Origin of the sequence: Aeromonas sp. MR16, from assembly GCF_022549315.1 — a bacterium.
Lineage (GTDB): Bacteria > Pseudomonadota > Gammaproteobacteria > Enterobacterales > Aeromonadaceae > Aeromonas > Aeromonas aquatica.
This window is the reverse complement of sequence record NZ_JAKZFK010000010.1, coordinates 22,248-38,891: the sequence shown is the minus strand read 5'-3', so window position 1 is coordinate 38,891 and position 16,644 is coordinate 22,248. Positions and strand designations below refer to the sequence as shown.

General features: G+C 61.2%; 20 protein-coding genes. 14 read left to right on the top strand and 6 right to left on the bottom strand.

All coding sequences use genetic code 11. The features are described 5' to 3' along the window. Position 1: 1 nt before the first annotated feature. A complete protein-coding gene (locus tag MM194_RS09615) occupies positions 2 to 505 on the bottom strand; it encodes a GspH/FimT family pseudopilin (protein ID WP_033130092.1) in 504 nt (167 codons plus the stop codon). 137 nt (positions 506 to 642) lie between these two features. Here MM194_RS09615 and MM194_RS09610 point away from each other — a divergent pair, with 137 nt between their 5' ends. From MM194_RS09610 to luxS, 4 genes are read left to right on the top strand one after another with little or no spacing between them, the layout of a single operon-like run. Beyond that, positions 643 to 2,265 carry an NAD+ synthase gene (locus MM194_RS09610; RefSeq protein WP_241343448.1) on the top strand — a complete coding sequence of 541 codons (1,623 nt, stop codon included), beginning with the start codon at positions 643 to 645 and terminating at the stop codon, positions 2,263 to 2,265. 9 nt (positions 2,266 to 2,274) lie between these two features. Next, positions 2,275 to 2,613: a nitrogen regulatory protein P-II gene (gene glnB, locus MM194_RS09605; protein ID WP_005308848.1), complete on the top strand. Its 339-nt coding sequence runs from the start codon at positions 2,275 to 2,277 to the stop codon at positions 2,611 to 2,613. Between the two features lie 52 nt (positions 2,614 to 2,665). Next, positions 2,666 to 3,265, top strand: coding sequence for a hypothetical protein (locus MM194_RS09600; protein WP_241343447.1), 600 nt, complete (start codon positions 2,666 to 2,668; stop codon positions 3,263 to 3,265). A 17-nt stretch (positions 3,266 to 3,282) separates the two neighbouring features. Next, positions 3,283 to 3,792, top strand: coding sequence for an S-ribosylhomocysteine lyase (gene luxS, locus MM194_RS09595; protein ID WP_005340462.1), 510 nt, complete (start codon positions 3,283 to 3,285; stop codon positions 3,790 to 3,792). 57 nt (positions 3,793 to 3,849) lie between these two features. Here the strand turns inward: luxS and MM194_RS09590 are convergent, their stop codons facing one another. Beyond that, a complete protein-coding gene (locus MM194_RS09590) occupies positions 3,850 to 4,872 on the bottom strand; it encodes a GGDEF domain-containing protein (RefSeq protein WP_033131870.1) in 1,023 nt (340 codons plus the stop codon). Between the two features lie 133 nt (positions 4,873 to 5,005). Between MM194_RS09590 and rnr the strand changes: the two genes are divergently transcribed. The 5 genes from rnr (at position 5,006) to MM194_RS09565 (ending at position 10,156) form a co-directional block, all read left to right on the top strand. After that, positions 5,006 to 7,378: a ribonuclease R gene (gene rnr / locus MM194_RS09585; RefSeq protein ID WP_241343446.1), complete on the top strand. Its 2,373-nt coding sequence runs from the start codon at positions 5,006 to 5,008 to the stop codon at positions 7,376 to 7,378. Continuing rightward, positions 7,375 to 8,124, top strand: coding sequence for a 23S rRNA (guanosine(2251)-2'-O)-methyltransferase RlmB (gene rlmB / locus MM194_RS09580; protein ID WP_241343445.1), 750 nt, complete (start codon positions 7,375 to 7,377; stop codon positions 8,122 to 8,124). Before rnr ends, rlmB begins: the two co-directional genes overlap by 4 nt. Before the next feature lie 10 nt (positions 8,125 to 8,134). Further along, a complete protein-coding gene (locus MM194_RS09575; RefSeq protein WP_033131867.1) occupies positions 8,135 to 8,701 on the top strand; it encodes a Crp/Fnr family transcriptional regulator in 567 nt (188 codons plus the stop codon). A 58-nt stretch (positions 8,702 to 8,759) separates the two neighbouring features. Then, a complete protein-coding gene (locus tag MM194_RS09570; RefSeq protein ID WP_241343444.1) occupies positions 8,760 to 9,215 on the top strand; it encodes a GNAT family N-acetyltransferase in 456 nt (151 codons plus the stop codon). Between the two features lie 104 nt (positions 9,216 to 9,319). Continuing rightward, complete coding sequence (locus MM194_RS09565) at positions 9,320 to 10,156, top strand: DMT family transporter (RefSeq protein WP_033131865.1); 837 nt, start codon at positions 9,320 to 9,322, stop codon at positions 10,154 to 10,156. A 45-nt stretch (positions 10,157 to 10,201) separates the two neighbouring features. Here the strand turns inward: MM194_RS09565 and MM194_RS09560 are convergent, their stop codons facing one another. After that, the gene (locus tag MM194_RS09560; RefSeq protein ID WP_241343443.1) at positions 10,202 to 11,050 is read right to left on the bottom strand and encodes a hypothetical protein; all 849 of its coding nucleotides are present in this window, start codon (positions 11,048 to 11,050) and stop codon (positions 10,202 to 10,204) included. A 110-nt stretch (positions 11,051 to 11,160) separates the two neighbouring features. Continuing rightward, the gene (locus tag MM194_RS09555) at positions 11,161 to 12,384 is read right to left on the bottom strand and encodes an Nramp family divalent metal transporter (protein ID WP_033131863.1); all 1,224 of its coding nucleotides are present in this window, start codon (positions 12,382 to 12,384) and stop codon (positions 11,161 to 11,163) included. A gap of 238 nt (positions 12,385 to 12,622) precedes the next feature. Between MM194_RS09555 and rpsF the strand changes: the two genes are divergently transcribed. The 4 genes from rpsF (at position 12,623) to MM194_RS09535 (ending at position 14,621) form a co-directional block, all read left to right on the top strand. After that, positions 12,623 to 13,009 (top strand): 30S ribosomal protein S6, encoded by a 387-nt coding sequence (gene rpsF, locus MM194_RS09550; protein ID WP_033131862.1) that lies wholly within the window; start codon positions 12,623 to 12,625, stop codon positions 13,007 to 13,009. Positions 13,010 to 13,039: 30 nt separating this feature from the next. Continuing rightward, positions 13,040 to 13,270, top strand: a complete 231-nt coding sequence (gene rpsR, locus MM194_RS09545; RefSeq protein WP_005313392.1) for a 30S ribosomal protein S18 — start codon at positions 13,040 to 13,042, stop codon at positions 13,268 to 13,270. A 49-nt stretch (positions 13,271 to 13,319) separates the two neighbouring features. After that, positions 13,320 to 13,766 (top strand): 50S ribosomal protein L9, encoded by a 447-nt coding sequence (gene rplI / locus MM194_RS09540; protein WP_033131861.1) that lies wholly within the window; start codon positions 13,320 to 13,322, stop codon positions 13,764 to 13,766. A 111-nt stretch (positions 13,767 to 13,877) separates the two neighbouring features. Continuing rightward, positions 13,878 to 14,621, top strand: coding sequence for a ferredoxin--NADP reductase (locus tag MM194_RS09535; RefSeq protein ID WP_241343442.1), 744 nt, complete (start codon positions 13,878 to 13,880; stop codon positions 14,619 to 14,621). 26 nt (positions 14,622 to 14,647) lie between these two features. Here the strand turns inward: MM194_RS09535 and MM194_RS09530 are convergent, their stop codons facing one another. Both MM194_RS09530 and MM194_RS09525 read right to left on the bottom strand, forming a co-directional pair. After that, the gene (locus MM194_RS09530) at positions 14,648 to 14,842 is read right to left on the bottom strand and encodes a hypothetical protein (protein ID WP_241343441.1); all 195 of its coding nucleotides are present in this window, start codon (positions 14,840 to 14,842) and stop codon (positions 14,648 to 14,650) included. Between the two features lie 214 nt (positions 14,843 to 15,056). Continuing rightward, complete coding sequence (locus tag MM194_RS09525; RefSeq protein WP_033131859.1) at positions 15,057 to 15,413, bottom strand: hypothetical protein; 357 nt, start codon at positions 15,411 to 15,413, stop codon at positions 15,057 to 15,059. Between the two features lie 253 nt (positions 15,414 to 15,666). On the opposite strand from MM194_RS09525, the gene MM194_RS09520 reads away from it, so the two are divergent. Continuing rightward, positions 15,667 to 16,644: a Preprotein translocase subunit SecY gene (locus MM194_RS09520; RefSeq protein ID WP_241343440.1), complete on the top strand. Its 978-nt coding sequence runs from the start codon at positions 15,667 to 15,669 to the stop codon at positions 16,642 to 16,644.

The following is a 16,644-nucleotide window of genomic DNA, read 5'->3' as shown; positions in this document are numbered from 1 at the left end:
TTCAAGGGCAGATATTTGCTTGAGTCGACTGGGTAGTGCGTCCCGAAGGGGCAATGACCAAGTTAATTTGGGCGTTGCCTGGGCTGCAGAGGCTGAGGGTGGCATTGGTGACCAAACTGGTGCCATCCGGGCTGAAGGTAGTGGAAATCCTGTTGTTGGAGGCGGTCAGTGATCTGGGGAATGTCGGGCTTCTTGCCAGAAACTGCTCCCCATTATTGAGGACGTTGTTGCCATCGTTATCGACGAATATCAAGATCTGGGTTGGACTGGCCGTAACACAGTTATCGCTGGCATTGGCCAGGCAGGCGGTAACGGATTGCTGGTTGTCGACAGCCTGACTGCGAGCAAAGCGCAAGTGCTTCAGGACTGTGCGGGATTCAAACTGCAGCGTGTTCTCATTGAGCAGGCTCGACATGGCCGGCGCCCCTATCCCGAGCAAGATGACCCCCAGACTGACGGCAATCATCAGCTCAAGCAGGGTGAATCCTTTCACATCCTTGACCATGGCAATGTCTCCCTCGATTAGTTACATCTTATCTCTTGGCTGCCAGAACTCCAGCGCAAAGCCCAAGTGTTGAGCTGGCACAGCCAGCGCCTTTTCTTTATCATTCCCCATCATTTTCGAGTTTAAGATGCATCGCCATGGCAAAAGCCCTCTCTCTGATGCTTGCCCAGTTAAATCTGACGGTAGGCGCCATCGAAGATAACTGTGACAAGGTGCTGGCAGCGGCCGCCCAGGCAGAGCTGCAAGGTGCCGACCTGCTGGTGTGCTCCGAGTTGGCGCTGACCGGTTATCCGCCGGAAGACCTGCTGCTGCGCCCCGATCTGATGATCCGGGTCGAGGCTGCGCTGTCCCGTATCACGGCTTGGCAGGGCAATTGCGCCATCCTGGTGGGGCATCCCTGGCGTGAGGGTGAGGCGCTCTACAACGCGGCATCCCTCTATGAGCGGGGCCAGCTGGTCGCGCGTTATTTCAAGCAGGATCTGCCCAACTACGGGGTGTTCGACGAGAAGCGCTACTTCAGCGTGGGTTCCGAGACTTGCGTCGTGCCTTTCCGTGGTCACCAGCTCGGGCTGCTTATCTGCGAAGACCTGTGGCAACCGGGTCCGGCATTGGCGACTAAAGAGGCCGGCGCCGAGCTACTGCTGACCATCAACGCCTCCCCCTACGATCGGGAGAAGCCCTGGGTCCGTCATGAGCTGATGACCGAGCGCTGCGCCCAGACCGGTTTACCGCTGGTCTACCTCAATCAGGTGTGTGGTCAGGATGAGCTGATCTTCGACGGCTGCTCCAAGGTGTTCAACGGCCAGGGCGAGCTGACCCACAAGCTGGCCCCCTTCGCCGAAGAGTTGGCGCTGGTGCGCTTCGAAAACGCTCAGCCGGTGAAACTGAAAGAGCCCGCCGCTTCCCTCGCGCCGTTGGCCGAGATTTATCAGGCGTTGGTGCTGGCGGTGCGCGACTACATCACCAAGAACGGCTTCCAGGGTGCCGTACTGGGTCTCTCCGGCGGTATCGACTCTGCCCTGACCCTGGCCATCGCCGCCGATGCCATCGGTGCGGACAAGGTGCAGGCGGTGATGATGCCGTTCCGCTATACCGCTCAGATGAGCGTGGAAGATGCCAAGGAGCAAGCCGAGCGGATGGGTGTCGAGTTCGACATCATCTCCATCGAACCCATGTTCGAAGGCTTCATGACCCAGCTGGCGCCGCTGTTTGCCGGCACCGCCCGCGATACCACGGAAGAGAACCTGCAGGCCCGCTGTCGTGGTGTGCTCTTGATGGCGCTCTCCAACAAGCGCCGCCGTATAGTGCTGACCACCGGCAACAAGAGCGAGATGGCCGTGGGCTATGCCACCCTGTATGGTGACATGGCGGGTGGCTTCGATGTGCTCAAAGATGTGCCCAAGACCCTGGTCTTCAAGCTGTGTGAATATCGCAACAGCGTCGATTATGTGATCCCGCAGCGGGTCATCGACCGCCCCCCTTCGGCAGAACTTGCGCCGGATCAGGTGGATCAGGACAGCCTCCCTCCCTATGACATTCTGGATGCCATCCTCAAACGCTATGTGGAAGAGGATGCCTCGGTCGCCGATCTGGTGGCGGAAGGATTCGAGGAGATGGTGGTGCGCAAGGTGATCCGGCTGGTGGATCTCAACGAATACAAACGCCGTCAGGCCGCCGTCGGGCCCCGTATCACGGCCCGCAACTTTGGTAAGGATCGCCGTTACCCCATCACATCCGGGTTTGGCAAACAGAACTGGTAAGGAGTCACCATGAAGAAGATTGAAGCCATCATCAAACCGTTCAAGCTGGACGATGTGCGCGAGGCCCTGGCCGAGATTGGCATCAACGGCATGACAGTCTCCGAAGTCAAGGGCTTCGGCCGCCAGAAGGGGCATACCGAGCTCTATCGTGGCGCCGAATACATGGTGGATTTCCTGCCGAAGGTAAAGGTCGAGCTGGTGGTGCAGGACGAGGATCTCGATGCCTGCCTAGAAGCGATCCAAAACACCGCCCGCACCGGCAAGATCGGTGATGGCAAGATTTTTGTCTGCGAGGTGGAGCGGGTCATTCGTATCCGTACCGGCGAAGAGAACGAAGACGCCATTTGATATGGTGGATTAGCCTGGTAACGAAGAAGAGAACGAAGATGGCATTTTGCTGATGTGGACACGTTTAATGGTGGCGGCAGGCCTGCTGATGGGTCTGACCGCCTGTAGTACCAGGCCGCCGGCCCAGCCGGAAAATCTGTGCCAGATATTCACGGAAAAGCCGGAGTGGCACAAGGCGGCGTTGCGGATGAACGAGCGTTGGGGCACGCCGGTACACGTGGTGATGGCCATGATGTACCAGGAGTCTTCCTTCGTACACGATGCCCGGCCGCCGATGGACTATTTCCTCTTCATCCCGACCGGGCGCGCCAGCTCGGCCTATGGCTATGCCCAGGTGAAGGATGAGACCTGGGATGATTACCAGCGGGAGAGCGGCAACGGCTGGAGCGATCGCGACGACTTTGCCGACGCCATCGACTTTATGGGCTGGTACACTAGCAAGGCCCAGCGGCTGAACGGCACCTCCAAGTGGGATGCCTATGGTCAGTATCTCAACTATCACGAAGGCTGGGGCGGTTACCGGCGTGGCAGCTACCGCGCCAAGGGGTGGCTGATGAAGGTCTCCCACAAGGTGGAGGCCCGCGCCCAGCGCTACGGCGCCCAGTATCGACAATGCAAGGATCGGCTCCCCAGCGGGGGCTGGTTCTCGTAACCAATCAGGAGTCAGAAATGCCGTTATTGGACAGTTTTACCGTCGACCACACCCGCATGGAAGCCCCTGCGGTGCGCGTGGCCAAGACCATGCAGACCCCGAACAAGGACACCATCACGGTGTTCGATCTGCGTTTCTGCGTGCCGAATCAGGAGATCCTCTCCGAGCGCGGCATTCACACCCTCGAGCACCTGTTCGCCGGCTTTATGCGGGATCACTTGAACGGTAACGGGGTCGAGATCATCGACATCTCCCCCATGGGTTGCCGTACCGGCTTCTACATGAGCCTGATCGGCGCGCCGGACGAGGCCCGTGTCGGCGCCGCCTGGCAGGCTGCCATGAGCGATGTGCTGACCGTGCAGGATCAGGCCAAGATCCCCGAGCTGAACGAATATCAGTGCGGCACCTACAGCATGCACTCCCTGGAGGAGGCGCACGCCATCGCACGTCACGTGCTGGAGCGCGGCATCGGGGTCAACCACAACGACGAGCTGGCCTTGCCGGAAGAGAAGCTCAAGAGCCTCTAAACGCATCGCCAGAATGAAAAAGGCCGGTCATTGACCGGCCTTTTTGCTGCATGGATGTCAGGACGGGAGCGGCATCACCCGGTTGCGGCCCAGCTCCTTGGCCTTGTAGAGCAGCTTGTCGGTGCGCTCGACCAGGGTATCGGCCGCCTCCTGCCCACTGTATTCGCCGACCCCGAACGAGGCGGTGATGTGATCGATGCGGCGGCCTGACTTGCGATCCAGGATCGACATCTTCTCGATGGCCCGGCGCAGGCTCTCCGCCATCTGCCGGGTCAACGCCAGGGAGCGGCGTGGCGCCAGCAGGGCAAACTCTTCACCCCCCAGTCGATAGGCGGTGATGCCCTCCTTGCTGGCTTCTCGCAGGCGCTTGCCGAAGATGCGCAGCACTTGATCCCCCAGCAGGTGGCCATATTCGTCGTTGAAGCTCTTGAAGCGGTCGATGTCCACCAGGATCAGCGAGAAGGGCTGCTTGCTGCGGATCAGGCTGTCCATCTCCAGATCGAAGGCGCGCCGGTTCAGCAGGCCGGTGAGAGCGTCCTCGGTGGCCAGCTTGCGGGTTTCGCTCAGCGCCTCCTTCAGCTCCTTGATCTCCTTCTCGGCGCTGCTGAGCTGATTGCGAAAGTGCATGGTGGACATGCGCACGTCCCGCGACTCACGCACCAGCTCGCGCAGTATGGTCATGGTGTCATCCAGGCTCAGCCCCTCGTCGTCGATGAGGCTGAGTCGGTCGAAGCTCTTGTCGAGCATCGCCTGGAACTGGCCGGTGTCGACCAGCGCATCCTGCATGGAGTGACCGAGCTCGTTGGCCATGGCGGCCAGGTTGAGCTTCATGGCCTCCATCTGCTGCTCATCCTGACTGGCGAGGTGCCGGTGATAGAGCCGCTCACAGGTCGTGAGAGAGCAGGTACCCTGCAACTTGACCGCCTGATCGATGGCGCCGTTCAGCTCGGGCATGTCGCCGGAGACGTAGCTGTACCAGAGGTGGTAATTGTTCGGGGTGGTGGGAATTTGATACTTGATCATCAGGGGAACCGCCTGTTTCAAATAGGCGGCAGATTGGGCGAACGAGTCCTTGCTCATGAGTTCCGAGTCTCACATACCTGCAAACTGCGCCCAGTATGACAGAGAGATTGGCCAAAAGGCAGTCGATGGATGCCAATAGCTCCCCCCTTCGATATAATGTCTTCGTTATTACCTACCCAAAGGCCTGCTTATGTCTCAAAAAGATCCTTTCCTCCAACGCGAGGCCGAAAAATACGAAAACCCCATCGCCAGTCGCGAGATGCTGCTGGAGCTCATTCGAGGCCATGAGAAACCCATGTCCCGTGAAGAGCTGGCCACGGTCCTCAAGCTGACCGACGAAGAGCCGTTGGAAGCCTTGCGCCGTCGCCTGCGCGCCATGGAGCGTGATGGGCAGTTGGTCTTCACTCGCAACCAATGTTATGCCCTGCCGGATCGCCTGAATCTGGTCAAAGGCTATGTGCTCGGTCATAAGGATGGCTTCGGTTTTCTGCGCCCCGAGAGCGGTGGATCGGATCTGTTCCTGAACAACCGCGAGATGCAACGCCTGATGCACGGCGACTATGCGCTGGTGCAGCCGACCGAAGTCGATCGCAAGGGTCGCCAGGAAGCGCGGCTGGTGCGTCTGCTCAAACCCCGTGAGGCTGACATAGTCGGTCGTTACTTCGTCGAGAACGGCGTCGGCTTCGTGGTGCCGGATGACAGCCGGATCGGCCAGGATATCATCATCCCGGAAGGGGAGAACAAGGGTGCCCGCCAGAGCCAGGTGGTGGTGGTGCGCATCAACCAGCGCTCCAACGGTCGCACCAGCTCGGTCGGTACCGTGCTGGACGTGCTGGGTGAGAACATGGCGCCGGGCATGGAGATCGAGATCGCCCTGCGTACCCATGGCATCCCGCATACCTGGCCGGAAGAGGTGACCAAGGAGGTCGCGGGTCTGGGCGAACAGGTGCCTTCGACGGCCAAAGAGGGTCGTATCGACCTGCGTGCCCTGCCGCTGGTGACCATCGACGGGGAAGACGCCCGTGACTTCGATGACGCCGTCTTCTGTGAAGCCAAGCGCGGCGGCGGCTGGCGGCTGTGGGTCGCCATCGCGGATGTGTCCGCCTACGTGAAGCCCGGCACCGCGCTGGACGCGGAAGCCTATCAGCGCGGCAACTCCGTCTACTTCCCCGAGTTCGTGGTGCCCATGCTGCCGGAGGTGCTCTCCAACGGCTTGTGTTCCCTGAACCCGCAGGTTGACCGTCTGTGCATGGTGTGCGAGATGACCATCTCCGCCACCGGCCGCATGTCCGGTTACAAGTTCTACGAGGCGGTGATGAACTCCCACGCCCGCATGACCTACAACAAGGTCGCGGCGATCCTGGAGGGCGATCCCAAGCTGCGCCAGCAGTACGAGCCGCTGGTGGGCCACATCGAGGAGCTCAACAACCTCTACAAGGCGCTCAAGCACAGCCGTCACCAACGCGGTGCCGTGGAGTTCGAGAGCGAAGAGACCCGCTTCATCTTCAATGCCCAGCGCAAGATCGATCGCATCGTGCCGCTGGTGCGCAACGACGCCCACAAGATCATCGAAGAGTGCATGATCCAGGCGAACGTGGCGGCCGCCCGCTACATCGAGAAGAACGAGGCCTCTGCCCTGTTCCGGGTGCACGATCGCCCGGGTGAGGAGCGCCTGACCGGTTTCCGCGACTTCCTGGCCGAACTGGGCCTGGAGCTCAAGGGCGGACTCGAACCCGAGCCGAAGGACTTCGCCGAACTGGCCGCCCAGTTCGAGGGGCGCCCGGATGCCGAGCTGCTCTCCACCATGTTGCTGCGCTCCATGCGTCAGGCCGTCTATCAGGCCGACAACATAGGTCACTTCGGTCTGGCCCTGAAGTCCTACGCCCACTTCACCTCGCCGATCCGCCGTTATCCGGATCTGATCCTGCACCGCGCCATCAAATACCAGACGGCCAAGGAACAGCAGGGTAATCTGCGCCACAAGTGGACTCCGAGCGGTGGTTATCACTACCAGCTGGAAGAAGTGGATCCCATGGGCGAGCACTGCTCCATGACCGAACGCCGTGCCGACGATGCCACCCGTGACGTGGCCGACTGGCTCAAGTGCGAGTACATGCTGGATCACGTGGGTGACGAGTTCGACGGCGTCATCGCCAGCGTCACCGGCTTCGGTTTCTTCGTGCGCCTCGCCGAGATCCACATCGACGGCCTGGTACACGTCAGCACCCTCACCAACGACTACTACCAGTTTGATCCCCTGCACATGCAGCTGATCGGCGAGAACTCCCGCCGTCGCTACCGTCTGGGTGACAAGGTGCGCGTCAAGGTGATGGGCGTGAACCTGGACGATCGCAAGATCGACTTCGTGATGGTGGAAGAGCCGCTTCCCGCCAATGGCAAGAATGCCAAAGGGACGGGACGCAAGCCTGCCAAGGGCGCTCCTCGTGGTGAGAGACGCACCGAGAGCAAGGACGGTGGCAAATCCGACAAGGGTGGCCGTGCCAAACCCAGCAACAGACGACCGAGCAAGAAGGCTCGCGACAAGGCCAAGAGCACTAAATGAGTACTGAACTGATCTACGGCATTCACGCCGTCTCCGCATTGCTGGAGCGCACCCCGGAACGCTTCATCGAGGTGTGGGCCCTGAAGGGCCGCGAGGACGACCGGCTGCAACCCTTGCTGGACGAGTTGGAATCCCTCGGCCTCAAGGTGCAGAGCGTGAACCGCAAGACGCTGGATGACAAAGCGGAAGGCAACAATCACCAGGGCATCATGGCCAAGGTGATAGAGGCGCCCAAGCTGGCCGAGCACGATCTGGCCAGCCTGTTGGATGGCCTGGCCGAGCAGAAGGCCGAGCCCTTCTTGCTGGTGCTGGATGGGGTAACCGATCCGCACAACCTCGGTGCCTGCCTGCGCAGCGCCGATGCGGCGGGGGTCCATGCGGTCATAGTGCCGCGGGACAAGGCCAGCGGCCTGACCTCCGTGGTGCGCAAGGTTGCCTGTGGCGCCGCCGAGGTGATACCGCTTATCCAGGTCACCAACCTGGCCCGCAGCCTGCGCGAGCTGCAGGAGCGCGGGGTCTGGATCGTCGGCACCGCCGGCGAGGCGGATCACGATGTCTTCCAGGCCAAGCTGACCGGCCCCATGGCGCTGGTGATGGGCGCCGAGGGCAAGGGCATGCGCCGCCTCACCCGCGAGCACTGCGACGAGCTGGTGAGCATCCCCATGGCCGGGGCAGTGTCCAGCCTCAACGTCTCGGTGGCGACCGGCGTCTGTCTGTTCGAAGCCGTGCGCCAGCGTCGCGCCTGAGCCTGCGGCGATGGACAGACCCCAGTTCAGTCTGGATAGGGTCATGAATGAGCAGGAGGCCGAGCGCCTCCTCTTTTTTGCCCGCTCCTTGACGCTCGCCCCCAAGTCTTGCCTCTGGCACGCCGGTGACAGCCCCGATCTGCTGATCAGGGTGGAGCAAGGCCTGCTGCGGGCCAAGGTGGTGCTGGCGGACGGGCGCGAGTACATCAAGGAGTTTTACTGGGAGGGGGATGAGTTCATCGACTTCCACCACCTGCTCAGTGGCGAGCCCGCCCGCTACAGCGTGGAGGCGCTGGAGCCCTGCCGGCTGCAGCTGTTCGCCCTGGCGGATCTGCGCCAGCTCAACTGCTGGCCCGCCTGGTATCAGCACCTGCTGGCGGTGCAACTGCGGATCAAGGAAGAGAAGGAGCTGTTGCTGCTGACCGAGGGCCCTCAGGCCCGCTATCAGCACTTCCTGGACAATTTCCCGGCGCTGGACGCCAGGGTGCCGGATCACCAGATTGCCGCCTACCTGGGCATTACCCCCATCAGCCTGAGCCGCATTCGCAAACGACTGAAGAGTCTTAACCAAGGTTAATGCCGGGCGGGGCTTGAGCCCCTATGCTGGCGGGCCGACATGACATAAGGAGTGACCCGTGAACTGGAGTCTCAAGGCCTGGAGTGAACTCTCCACGGACGAATTGTATGAGCTGCTTGCCCTGCGCGCCGAGGTGTTCGTGGTGGAGCAGACCTGCCCCTTCCAGGATCTGGACGGGCTGGATCGCCGTGATGGCGTGCTGCACCTGCTCGGCTACGACGGCGATTATTTGGCCGCCTACGCCCGCATCATGGCGCCCGGCATCGGCGACGAGCAGGGCAGTACCATCGGTCGGGTGGTGACCTCGCCCCGCTCTCGTGGCGATGGCCTGGGTCATCGGCTGTTGAGCGAAGCCGTCAGAGGCTGCGAGGCCCGCTGGCCGGCACACAGCATCTGGCTCGGTGCCCAGGCCCATCTGCAAGGCTTCTATGGCTGGCACGGCTTCGAGCCGGAGGGGGAAGGATACATAGAAGACGACATTCCCCACATGGGCATGCGCAAACGACAGGGTTGAGCTGGGGTGTTGCCGCGAGATGATGGAGCGACCATGAGGTGGCGCCCAGATTACTGCGATACAAACGGGTATGATGATGCGCCCATGTTGACTGGAACCCCGTCGTGACCCCCACCATCTTCGCGGCCATCTTGTTGGCCGCCTTGCTACATGCCCTCTGGAATGCACTGGCCAAGCGCCAGGCCGCGGGCCGGGTCAGCGTGCTGCTGGTCGCCCTCTGCTCCGGTCTGTTCTCTCTCCCCTTCCTGCCGCTGGTGGGGCTGCCGGATCCCGCCGAATACCCCTGGTTGGCGCTCTCCATTCTGCTGCACAGCGGCTACTGCCTGTTTCTCGGTCGAGCCTATCGGCTGGGGGAGTTTGGCCAGATCTATCCCCTGGCCCGTGGCAGTGCACCGCTGCTGACCTTGTTGCTCGGGGCACTGCTGCTGGGGGAATGGCCCGGATGGCTGGCGGTCGTGGGGGCCCTGGTGCTGGTAAGCGGCGTCCTGCTGATGGCCTGGCGCGGTGGCATCAGGCTGGCCCCCGCCGCCCTGACGGCCGTGCTGATCACGGCGCTCTTTACCGCCGCCTACACCCTGTCCGACGGCATGGGGGCTCGCTCGGCCGGTGCACCCATACGCTACACCCTCTGGTTGTTCTTCCTGACGGCGCTGTTGATGCCGCTGCTGATGCGCTGGCAGAGCCGCTCCTCCTTGCGCAGCCTGAGCCGGGGGGATTGGCACACGGGGGCGCTTGGTGGCCTGCTGTCGCTGCTTGCCTACGGCATCGTCATCTGGGCCATGACCCAGGCTCCCATCGGGTTGGTGGCGGCCCTGCGCGAGAGCAGCGTGCTGTTTGCCGTGCTGCTCTCCTGGCTCTGGCTGGGGGAGAAGTTGGGGCGGGTCAGGCTGGGAGCCGCGCTGGTGATCCTGTGCGGCATACTGTTGATCAGGCTCGCCTGATAGGAGGGGGGGCCGAGTCGAGACATGGGCGACCCGGCATTTTGCTTAAGGGGCGATGCGGGTGATCAGGGTGAAGCCCTCCTCGGCGGGGCTCAGTTGCACCGAGACTCGGCCCAGCTCGGCCAGGTTGCCGACATGGGTGCCGCCGCAGGGGATGCTCAGCTCCTGTCCCTCCAGCACGCAGTGCCAGTAGCGGGAGTCGATGATGGCCTCACCTGCTCGCGTACGGCGGATCTCGCCGCCGGTTGCCAGCCACTGCGCCAGCTGCTCGTTGATGAGCTCCTCTATCTGCGCGAGTTCAGCCAGCAGGGCCTCACCGTTGACCCCCTTCTTGCGCAGGCTCTTGCCGATCCGGTACTGCTCCCGGGAGCCCATGGGTTCGACGCGGGAGGTCTGGATGGCGAGACGGTCGAAATCCGGTTGACCGAGGGCATCGCGCTCGCTCACCTCCTTGCGCCAGTAAGGGATGAGCACCCGGTTGAGCGCCAATGCCACCAAATGACAGCCGCTGTGGCCCAGGCTCAGGGCATGGCGAGCCTCGGCATCCACCCGCAGTTCGACCACGTTGCCGACCGCCAGCTCATGCCTGCCTGACAGCGGGTGTACCACCACGAAGGCCCAGCCTTCGGCACCCCGCTTGACCGGGATCGCCTGATCGACGAACAGCTCTCCATTCGGGCTGATGGCGCCCATGCGGCAGGGGCCCACAACGGCCTCACCACCATCCCATAAGACTGTGCCCACATCTCCCGGTTGATCGGGCCAGAGGTGGCTCTGGGGATGGAAGGGCGTGATTTCGGTGACCAGCAGGGTCGGCTCACCGACCAGGCAATAGGCCACCTTGGCCTGTTCGTGATGATGGCCCAGCATGAAGCTGGCTCGGGTATGTTCCATGGATGGCTCCCGTAAATCGAAGAAGAAGAGAGAGCCGCAGCATACGCCAAAGTGCGGGCCGACTCATTAACCTGGGTTAATGAGTCGGCCCACATAGCGGGTTGTGAGCGCTAGATCATGGAGACCAGCAGATAAGCATTGAGGCCGATCACCAGGGTGACGATGAGCCGCCCCAGCGCCTGGGTGACGGGATGGTTGCGATGCTGGCCCATCAGGGTGCGATCGCCGGTCAGGATCAGCAATGGAATGAGCGCAAGGGCGATGCCGAAGCTCAGGATCACCTGGCTCAGCACCAGGATCTCGGTGGTGTTGAGCCCCATGGCGATCACCACGAAGGCGGGCGCCATAGTGATGGCCCGGCGCAGCCAGAGTGGAATGGTGAAGCGTACGAAGCCCTGCATCACCACCTGGCCGGCGAGGGTGCCCACCACGGTGGAGGAGATGCCGGACGCCACCAGGGAGAGACCAAACAGGGTGGCCGCCGCCGGCCCGAGCAAGGGCGTCAGCGTCTGGTAGGCGGTTTCCAGTTCGGCTACCGGTTGATTGCCCGTGCCGTGGAAGGCGGCTGCGGCCATGGCCATCATGGCCAGGTTGACGAAACCGGCGATGGTCATGGCGATGGCCACATCCACCTTGGTGGTGTGCAGGCGCTGGGTGACCGTGCCTTGATCCTGGGTGTGCTGGGTCAGCGCCGAGTGCAGGTAGATGACGTGGGGCATGACGGTCGCCCCCAGCACGCCGGCGGCGAGATAGACCGCATCGCTGTTGGGCAGGCCGGGGAAGAGGGCACCCTCCAGCAGGCTCGGCAGGTGAGGGCGGGAGAATACCAGCTCGACGATATAGGCCGCGGCTACAAACAGCAGCAGGCCGCCCACCACGAACTCCAGCGGCTTCTGACCGCGGGATTGCAGCATGAGAATGCCCCAGGTGACCACGGCGGTGATGCAGGCCCCTTCCAGCAGGGTGACACCGAGCAGCAGCTTGAAACCCACGGCCGCGCCGATGAACTCGGCGAGATCGGTGGCCATGGCGATGATCTCCGCCTGCACCCAGTAGGCCCAGACGGCGGGTCTGGGCAATTTGTCCCGAATGTGTTCCGCCAGGTTCTTGCCGGTGACGATGCCGAGCTTGGCGGAGAGGGTCTGCACCAGCATGGCCATCAGGTTGGCCCACACCACCACCCACAGCAGCTGATAGCCGAAGGTGGAACCCGCCTGGAGATTGGTGGCGAAGTTGCCCGGATCGATATAGCCGATGGCGGCGATGAAGGCGGGCCCCAGCAGGGTCAGCTTGAATTTGCGGGCCGGGATGGCCGTGCTCAGTGCAGGTTGCATACTGTCATCCTCCATAAGGATATGAAGACAGAATAGATATAAATGATAATTGTTATCAATTGAAGTTTTGTATCGCGGCCATAGATAAAAACAACTGCCCATGCCGGTTGCAGTGAGAGAGGCGATTTCGTACAATACGCCGCCCTAGAAAGCAGTGTCTAAACACCACTATGTTCCTTGCCTCCGAGGTCTGGCTGCACCTGGGCGGAGGCTGAATTAATCCGTAAGGAGCTAATTAATGCGTCATTACGAAATCGTCTTCATGGTTCACCCGGACCAGAGCGAGCAAGTACCTGGCATGATCGAGCGTTACACCGGCGCTATCACCACCGCTGGTGGTACTATTCATCGCTTGGAAGATTGGGGCCGTCGTCAACTGGCTTACCCGATCGACAAGCTGCACAAGGCTCACTACGTTCTGATGAACGTGGAAGCCGAGCAAGCCGTTATCGATGAACTGGAAACCAACTTCCGCTTCAACGATGCCGTTATCCGCAACATGATCATGCGCACCAAGCACGCCGTGACTGAAGTTTCTCCGATGGCCAAGGCCAAGGAAGAGCGCTTCCCACGTCGTGACGACGAGCGCCGCGAAGATGCTGTTGAAGCTTCTTCCGAAGAGTAATTCTGGATCACTGAATAGAGGATAAAGGCCATGGCACGTTATTTCCGTCGTCGTAAGTTCTGCCGCTTCACCGCCGAGAACGTTACCGAGATCGACTACAAAGATATCGTTACTCTGAAAAACTACGTCACTGAATCTGGCAAGATCGTACCGAGCCGTATCACCGGTACCCGCGCCAAGTATCAGCGTCAGCTGGCACGCGCCATCAAGCGTGCTCGTTACCTGGCTCTGCTGCCGTACACCGATCTGCACAACAAGTAAGAATCGGTCCGGCACTTAGGCCTAACTCAACTTTCTTAGAGGAAAGGTAATGCAAGTTATTCTGCTCGACAAAATCGCCAAACTGGGCGGTCTGGGTGACCAAGTCGCTGTTAAAGCTGGCTACGCCCGTAACTATCTGATCCCGCAAGGCAAAGCCGTTATGGCTACCAAGGCCAACATCGAGACTTTCGATGCTCGCCGTGCTGAACTGGAAGCCAAACTGGCTGCCGGTAAAGCTGCCGCTGAAGAGCGCGCTGCCAAGCTGGGTGAACTGGCTGCCGTTGTCATCGCCTCCAAATCTGGCGACGAAGGCAAGCTGTTCGGTTCCATCGGTACCCGTGACGTGGCTGACGCCATCACTGCTGCCGGCGTCGCCGTTGCCAAGAGCGAGGTCCGCATGGGCAACGTTCTGCGTAACACCGGCGAGTACGACGTTGTTGTTCAGCTGCACGCTGACGTCAAAGCAACCGTACAGATCCAGGTTGTTGCTCTGTAATAGCGTTTCGCTTTGCAGAAAAACCCGCGCACATGCGCGGGTTTTTTTCTTTTTGAATCAAGAGGGGATCAAGGGGTAGAGTGAGGTTCTGTTCTTTTGGAGGAGATCCTTATGGCAGCCTGGGTCGAAGGCCGTGTCATCGAGCGCATCGAATGGACACCCACCCTGTTTTCTCTGCGTGTGGCGGCGGAGCTTGCGCCCTACAAGGCGGGGCAATTTACCAAGCTGGCCCTGCAACGGGGTGAGCAACGGGTGCAACGGGCCTACTCCTTCGTCAATCCTCCCAATGCCCCCTATCACGAATTCTATCTGGTGGAGATCCCGGATGGTCAGCTGACGCCCTCCCTCGCGGCCTTGCGAGTGGGGGACAGCCTGCAGGTCCAGTCCCTGGCTGCCGGTTTTCTGACCCTGGACGAGCTCCCCGCCGGGCGGGATCTCTGGCTGCTCTCCACTGGCACCGCCATCGGCCCTTTCCTCGCCATGCTGGCGGACGGTGAGGCGTTCGAGCGGTTTGAGAATCTGGTGCTGGTACACGGGGTGCGCAAGGGAGAAGAGCTCACCTATCAGGCCCTCATCACCAGCCTGGTTGAGCAGCATGGGCCTCGCTTTCGGTATGTCCCCTTCGTCAGCCGCGAAGAGTGGCCGGGGGCCATGGCTGGCCGGATCCCGGCGGCGATTGCCGATGGTCGGCTGCAGGCGCGGGTCGGACTCGAGTTTGCGGCCGAGCACAGTCAGGTGATGATCTGCGGCAATCCAGCCATGGTGAAGGAGACGCAACAGACCTTGCAGGAGACGGGATTAGCCAAGAACCTGCGGCGGGCTCCCGGCAATATCAGTGCGGAGAATTACTGGTAGAGAAGGCAGTCAAATAAGCTGCTATGTTAATTATTACCGTTCACTTCTTTTGTTGATTTGATGTAATTTGGTTCTTTATGCTGCAATGTCGGAGTGCCTCGATTCCCCTGAGGAGGTGCGTCCTGGCGGGGTGCGGCGGTATCGCGGCGGGCATGGGGTGCCTCGAATGCCGCACCGCTGTTGAGCAGTCGGGAGAGCAGGTGGGAAACGGTGTTGCGCATGATGGCCTCTTAACAGCAGGAGGACGGGCAGTCTATCGTCGCCAAGCTTAACGGAAACGGAACCATTCTTGCGCAAGACCCCCCGGTTTGGTCATGAAACGGAGGTCAACGTGCTTGATTGGGCTGGCTTCTGGCTCGCTTCAGGCAAGGATATAAAGGAATTCAATCGATTAGCCTTTATACAGGGCGAGGCACGTATCAGCTTGGTCCCGGTTCACCCCTTGTTTTTGCCGTTGCCGTTGCCTTTCTCCTTGTATTTGACCTTGTCGTCGTCCCAGCCGTTCTTGTCGTGGCCCTTGCCCGGGTTGTTGCCGCTGTGGATGCTGCGGTTGTAGTGATCGCGATACTTGCCATCCATGTTGTCACAGTTGAGTTTGATGCGGCTGCTGCGGGTGCTGACATTCAGGCAGTTGTCTTGCCACCAGCCATATTCCTTGTCGTCCCAATCCAGCTTGATCTGGTCTCTGTCGGTCGAGAGCCGGATGTCGTCGCCGTGTTTGGAGGGCGGGGCCGCAACAGCCACGCCATGGGCCAGGAGCAGGGAGAGCAGGAGAGGGGTGACTTGGTGCATGATGGCCTCGATACCAGGGGAGCATATTGGTGAGTGTAATGCTCTTGCGCCCAAGCGCGGCGGCACCGGGGGCGGATGCTTCCCTGCTCATCCTGCGGTGACCCTCTCGCTGGGCGGCTATTTGCCCAATTCGGTCGCGTTCTACCCATCCAGAGCAGGATATGAAGGAATTCACCCGAATAGCCTTCTCTCCACGAGTCCGATGACTATAATCGGCAGCCAAATTTCCTCTGCACCACATCGTCTCTTCATCATGACTACACAGGACACCGCCGCACTGCGCTACCCCAAGGGGTGGTTCGCACTGACCACGGTTTACAGTTTTACCGGGTTGGCCATACTGGCCTCCATCGTCTTCTCCCTGCTGCTGTTTCTCTCCATCGACGACAATCCACTGATGAAGTGGTTGTTTGGTGGGCTCGCCATCATCTTCGAGCTGGGCAAGTTCTACGTCTGGTATGAATACGGCGAGTGCAAGGCGCGCCGCGATCTCGGCGGTGCCTTCTGGTCCCTGCTGTTCTACAGCGTGCTGGCGGCCATCTCCATCGGCGGCAGTATCGGCGGCATCAACAGCGCCACCAACACCATCTTGAGCCAGCAGGCCCGCCATGAGCGGGAGCTGGCGCGCTTCGACGAGCAGATCGCCAGCATAGAGCGGCAGATCCAGCTCAACGAGGAGGCGGCTCGCAAATACATCGAGATGGCGCGCATCTCCAGCGGCGTCAGCGGTCTGCAGCAGGCCAACACCCAGCTCAGGTTGAAGCAGGACGAGCTGCGCCAGGAGCGGGATGCCAAGCCGCTCAACGAGCAATCCTCCATGCTGGGGCTGATGAGCAGCCTGGCGGACGGAGTGGGCATGAGCATCAGCCAGGTGCAGTTTCTGCTTGTCTGCTTCCTCTCCATCCTGCTCGATGCGTTCGGTGCCTACTTCGTCAGCCTGATCGGGGGAGAGAACCGCTTCCGCCGCCAGTGGCAACGCCAGCAGGCGCATGTCGAGGCGGTGGCTGTGTCAGCCGAGCCGCTGGTGGTGAGCAAGCCGGCCCCCGCCCCCGCACTGGTGGCCCGGGTGCGTGCCGTGCTGGAGAGCGGTGAGCTCAAGTGCAGCAAGCGCAAGGTGGCCGAGGCGCTGGCCCTGCCGTTGGAGGAGGTGGACAGGGTGTTCCAGCATCTGCTGGCAGAAGGGGTGCTGGGGCAGGGCAGCAACCGCCATTACCATCTTCAGACAAACTGA

Excerpts from the sequence above, each read along its gene's own strand:
- MM194_RS09615 (WP_033130092.1), bottom strand. The coding sequence starts at position 505 with ATGGTCAAGGATGTGAAAGGATTCACCCTGCTTGAGCTGATGATTGCC.
- MM194_RS09610 (WP_241343448.1), top strand. The coding sequence starts at position 643 with ATGGCAAAAGCCCTCTCTCTGATGCTTGCCCAGTTAAATCTGACGGTA.
- glnB (WP_005308848.1), top strand. The coding sequence starts at position 2,275 with ATGAAGAAGATTGAAGCCATCATCAAACCGTTCAAGCTGGACGATGTG.
- MM194_RS09600 (WP_241343447.1), top strand. The coding sequence starts at position 2,666 with ATGTGGACACGTTTAATGGTGGCGGCAGGCCTGCTGATGGGTCTGACC.
- luxS (WP_005340462.1), top strand. The coding sequence starts at position 3,283 with ATGCCGTTATTGGACAGTTTTACCGTCGACCACACCCGCATGGAAGCC.
- MM194_RS09590 (WP_033131870.1), bottom strand. The coding sequence starts at position 4,872 with ATGAGCAAGGACTCGTTCGCCCAATCTGCCGCCTATTTGAAACAGGCG.
- rnr (WP_241343446.1), top strand. The coding sequence starts at position 5,006 with ATGTCTCAAAAAGATCCTTTCCTCCAACGCGAGGCCGAAAAATACGAA.
- rlmB (WP_241343445.1), top strand. The coding sequence starts at position 7,375 with ATGAGTACTGAACTGATCTACGGCATTCACGCCGTCTCCGCATTGCTG.
- MM194_RS09575 (WP_033131867.1), top strand. The coding sequence starts at position 8,135 with ATGGACAGACCCCAGTTCAGTCTGGATAGGGTCATGAATGAGCAGGAG.
- MM194_RS09560 (WP_241343443.1), bottom strand. The coding sequence starts at position 11,050 with ATGGAACATACCCGAGCCAGCTTCATGCTGGGCCATCATCACGAACAG.
- MM194_RS09555 (WP_033131863.1), bottom strand. The coding sequence starts at position 12,384 with ATGCAACCTGCACTGAGCACGGCCATCCCGGCCCGCAAATTCAAGCTG.
- rpsF (WP_033131862.1), top strand. The coding sequence starts at position 12,623 with ATGCGTCATTACGAAATCGTCTTCATGGTTCACCCGGACCAGAGCGAG.
- rpsR (WP_005313392.1), top strand. The coding sequence starts at position 13,040 with ATGGCACGTTATTTCCGTCGTCGTAAGTTCTGCCGCTTCACCGCCGAG.
- rplI (WP_033131861.1), top strand. The coding sequence starts at position 13,320 with ATGCAAGTTATTCTGCTCGACAAAATCGCCAAACTGGGCGGTCTGGGT.
- MM194_RS09535 (WP_241343442.1), top strand. The coding sequence starts at position 13,878 with ATGGCAGCCTGGGTCGAAGGCCGTGTCATCGAGCGCATCGAATGGACA.
- MM194_RS09530 (WP_241343441.1), bottom strand. The coding sequence starts at position 14,842 with ATGCGCAACACCGTTTCCCACCTGCTCTCCCGACTGCTCAACAGCGGT.
- MM194_RS09525 (WP_033131859.1), bottom strand. The coding sequence starts at position 15,413 with ATGCACCAAGTCACCCCTCTCCTGCTCTCCCTGCTCCTGGCCCATGGC.
- MM194_RS09520 (WP_241343440.1), top strand. The coding sequence starts at position 15,667 with ATGACTACACAGGACACCGCCGCACTGCGCTACCCCAAGGGGTGGTTC.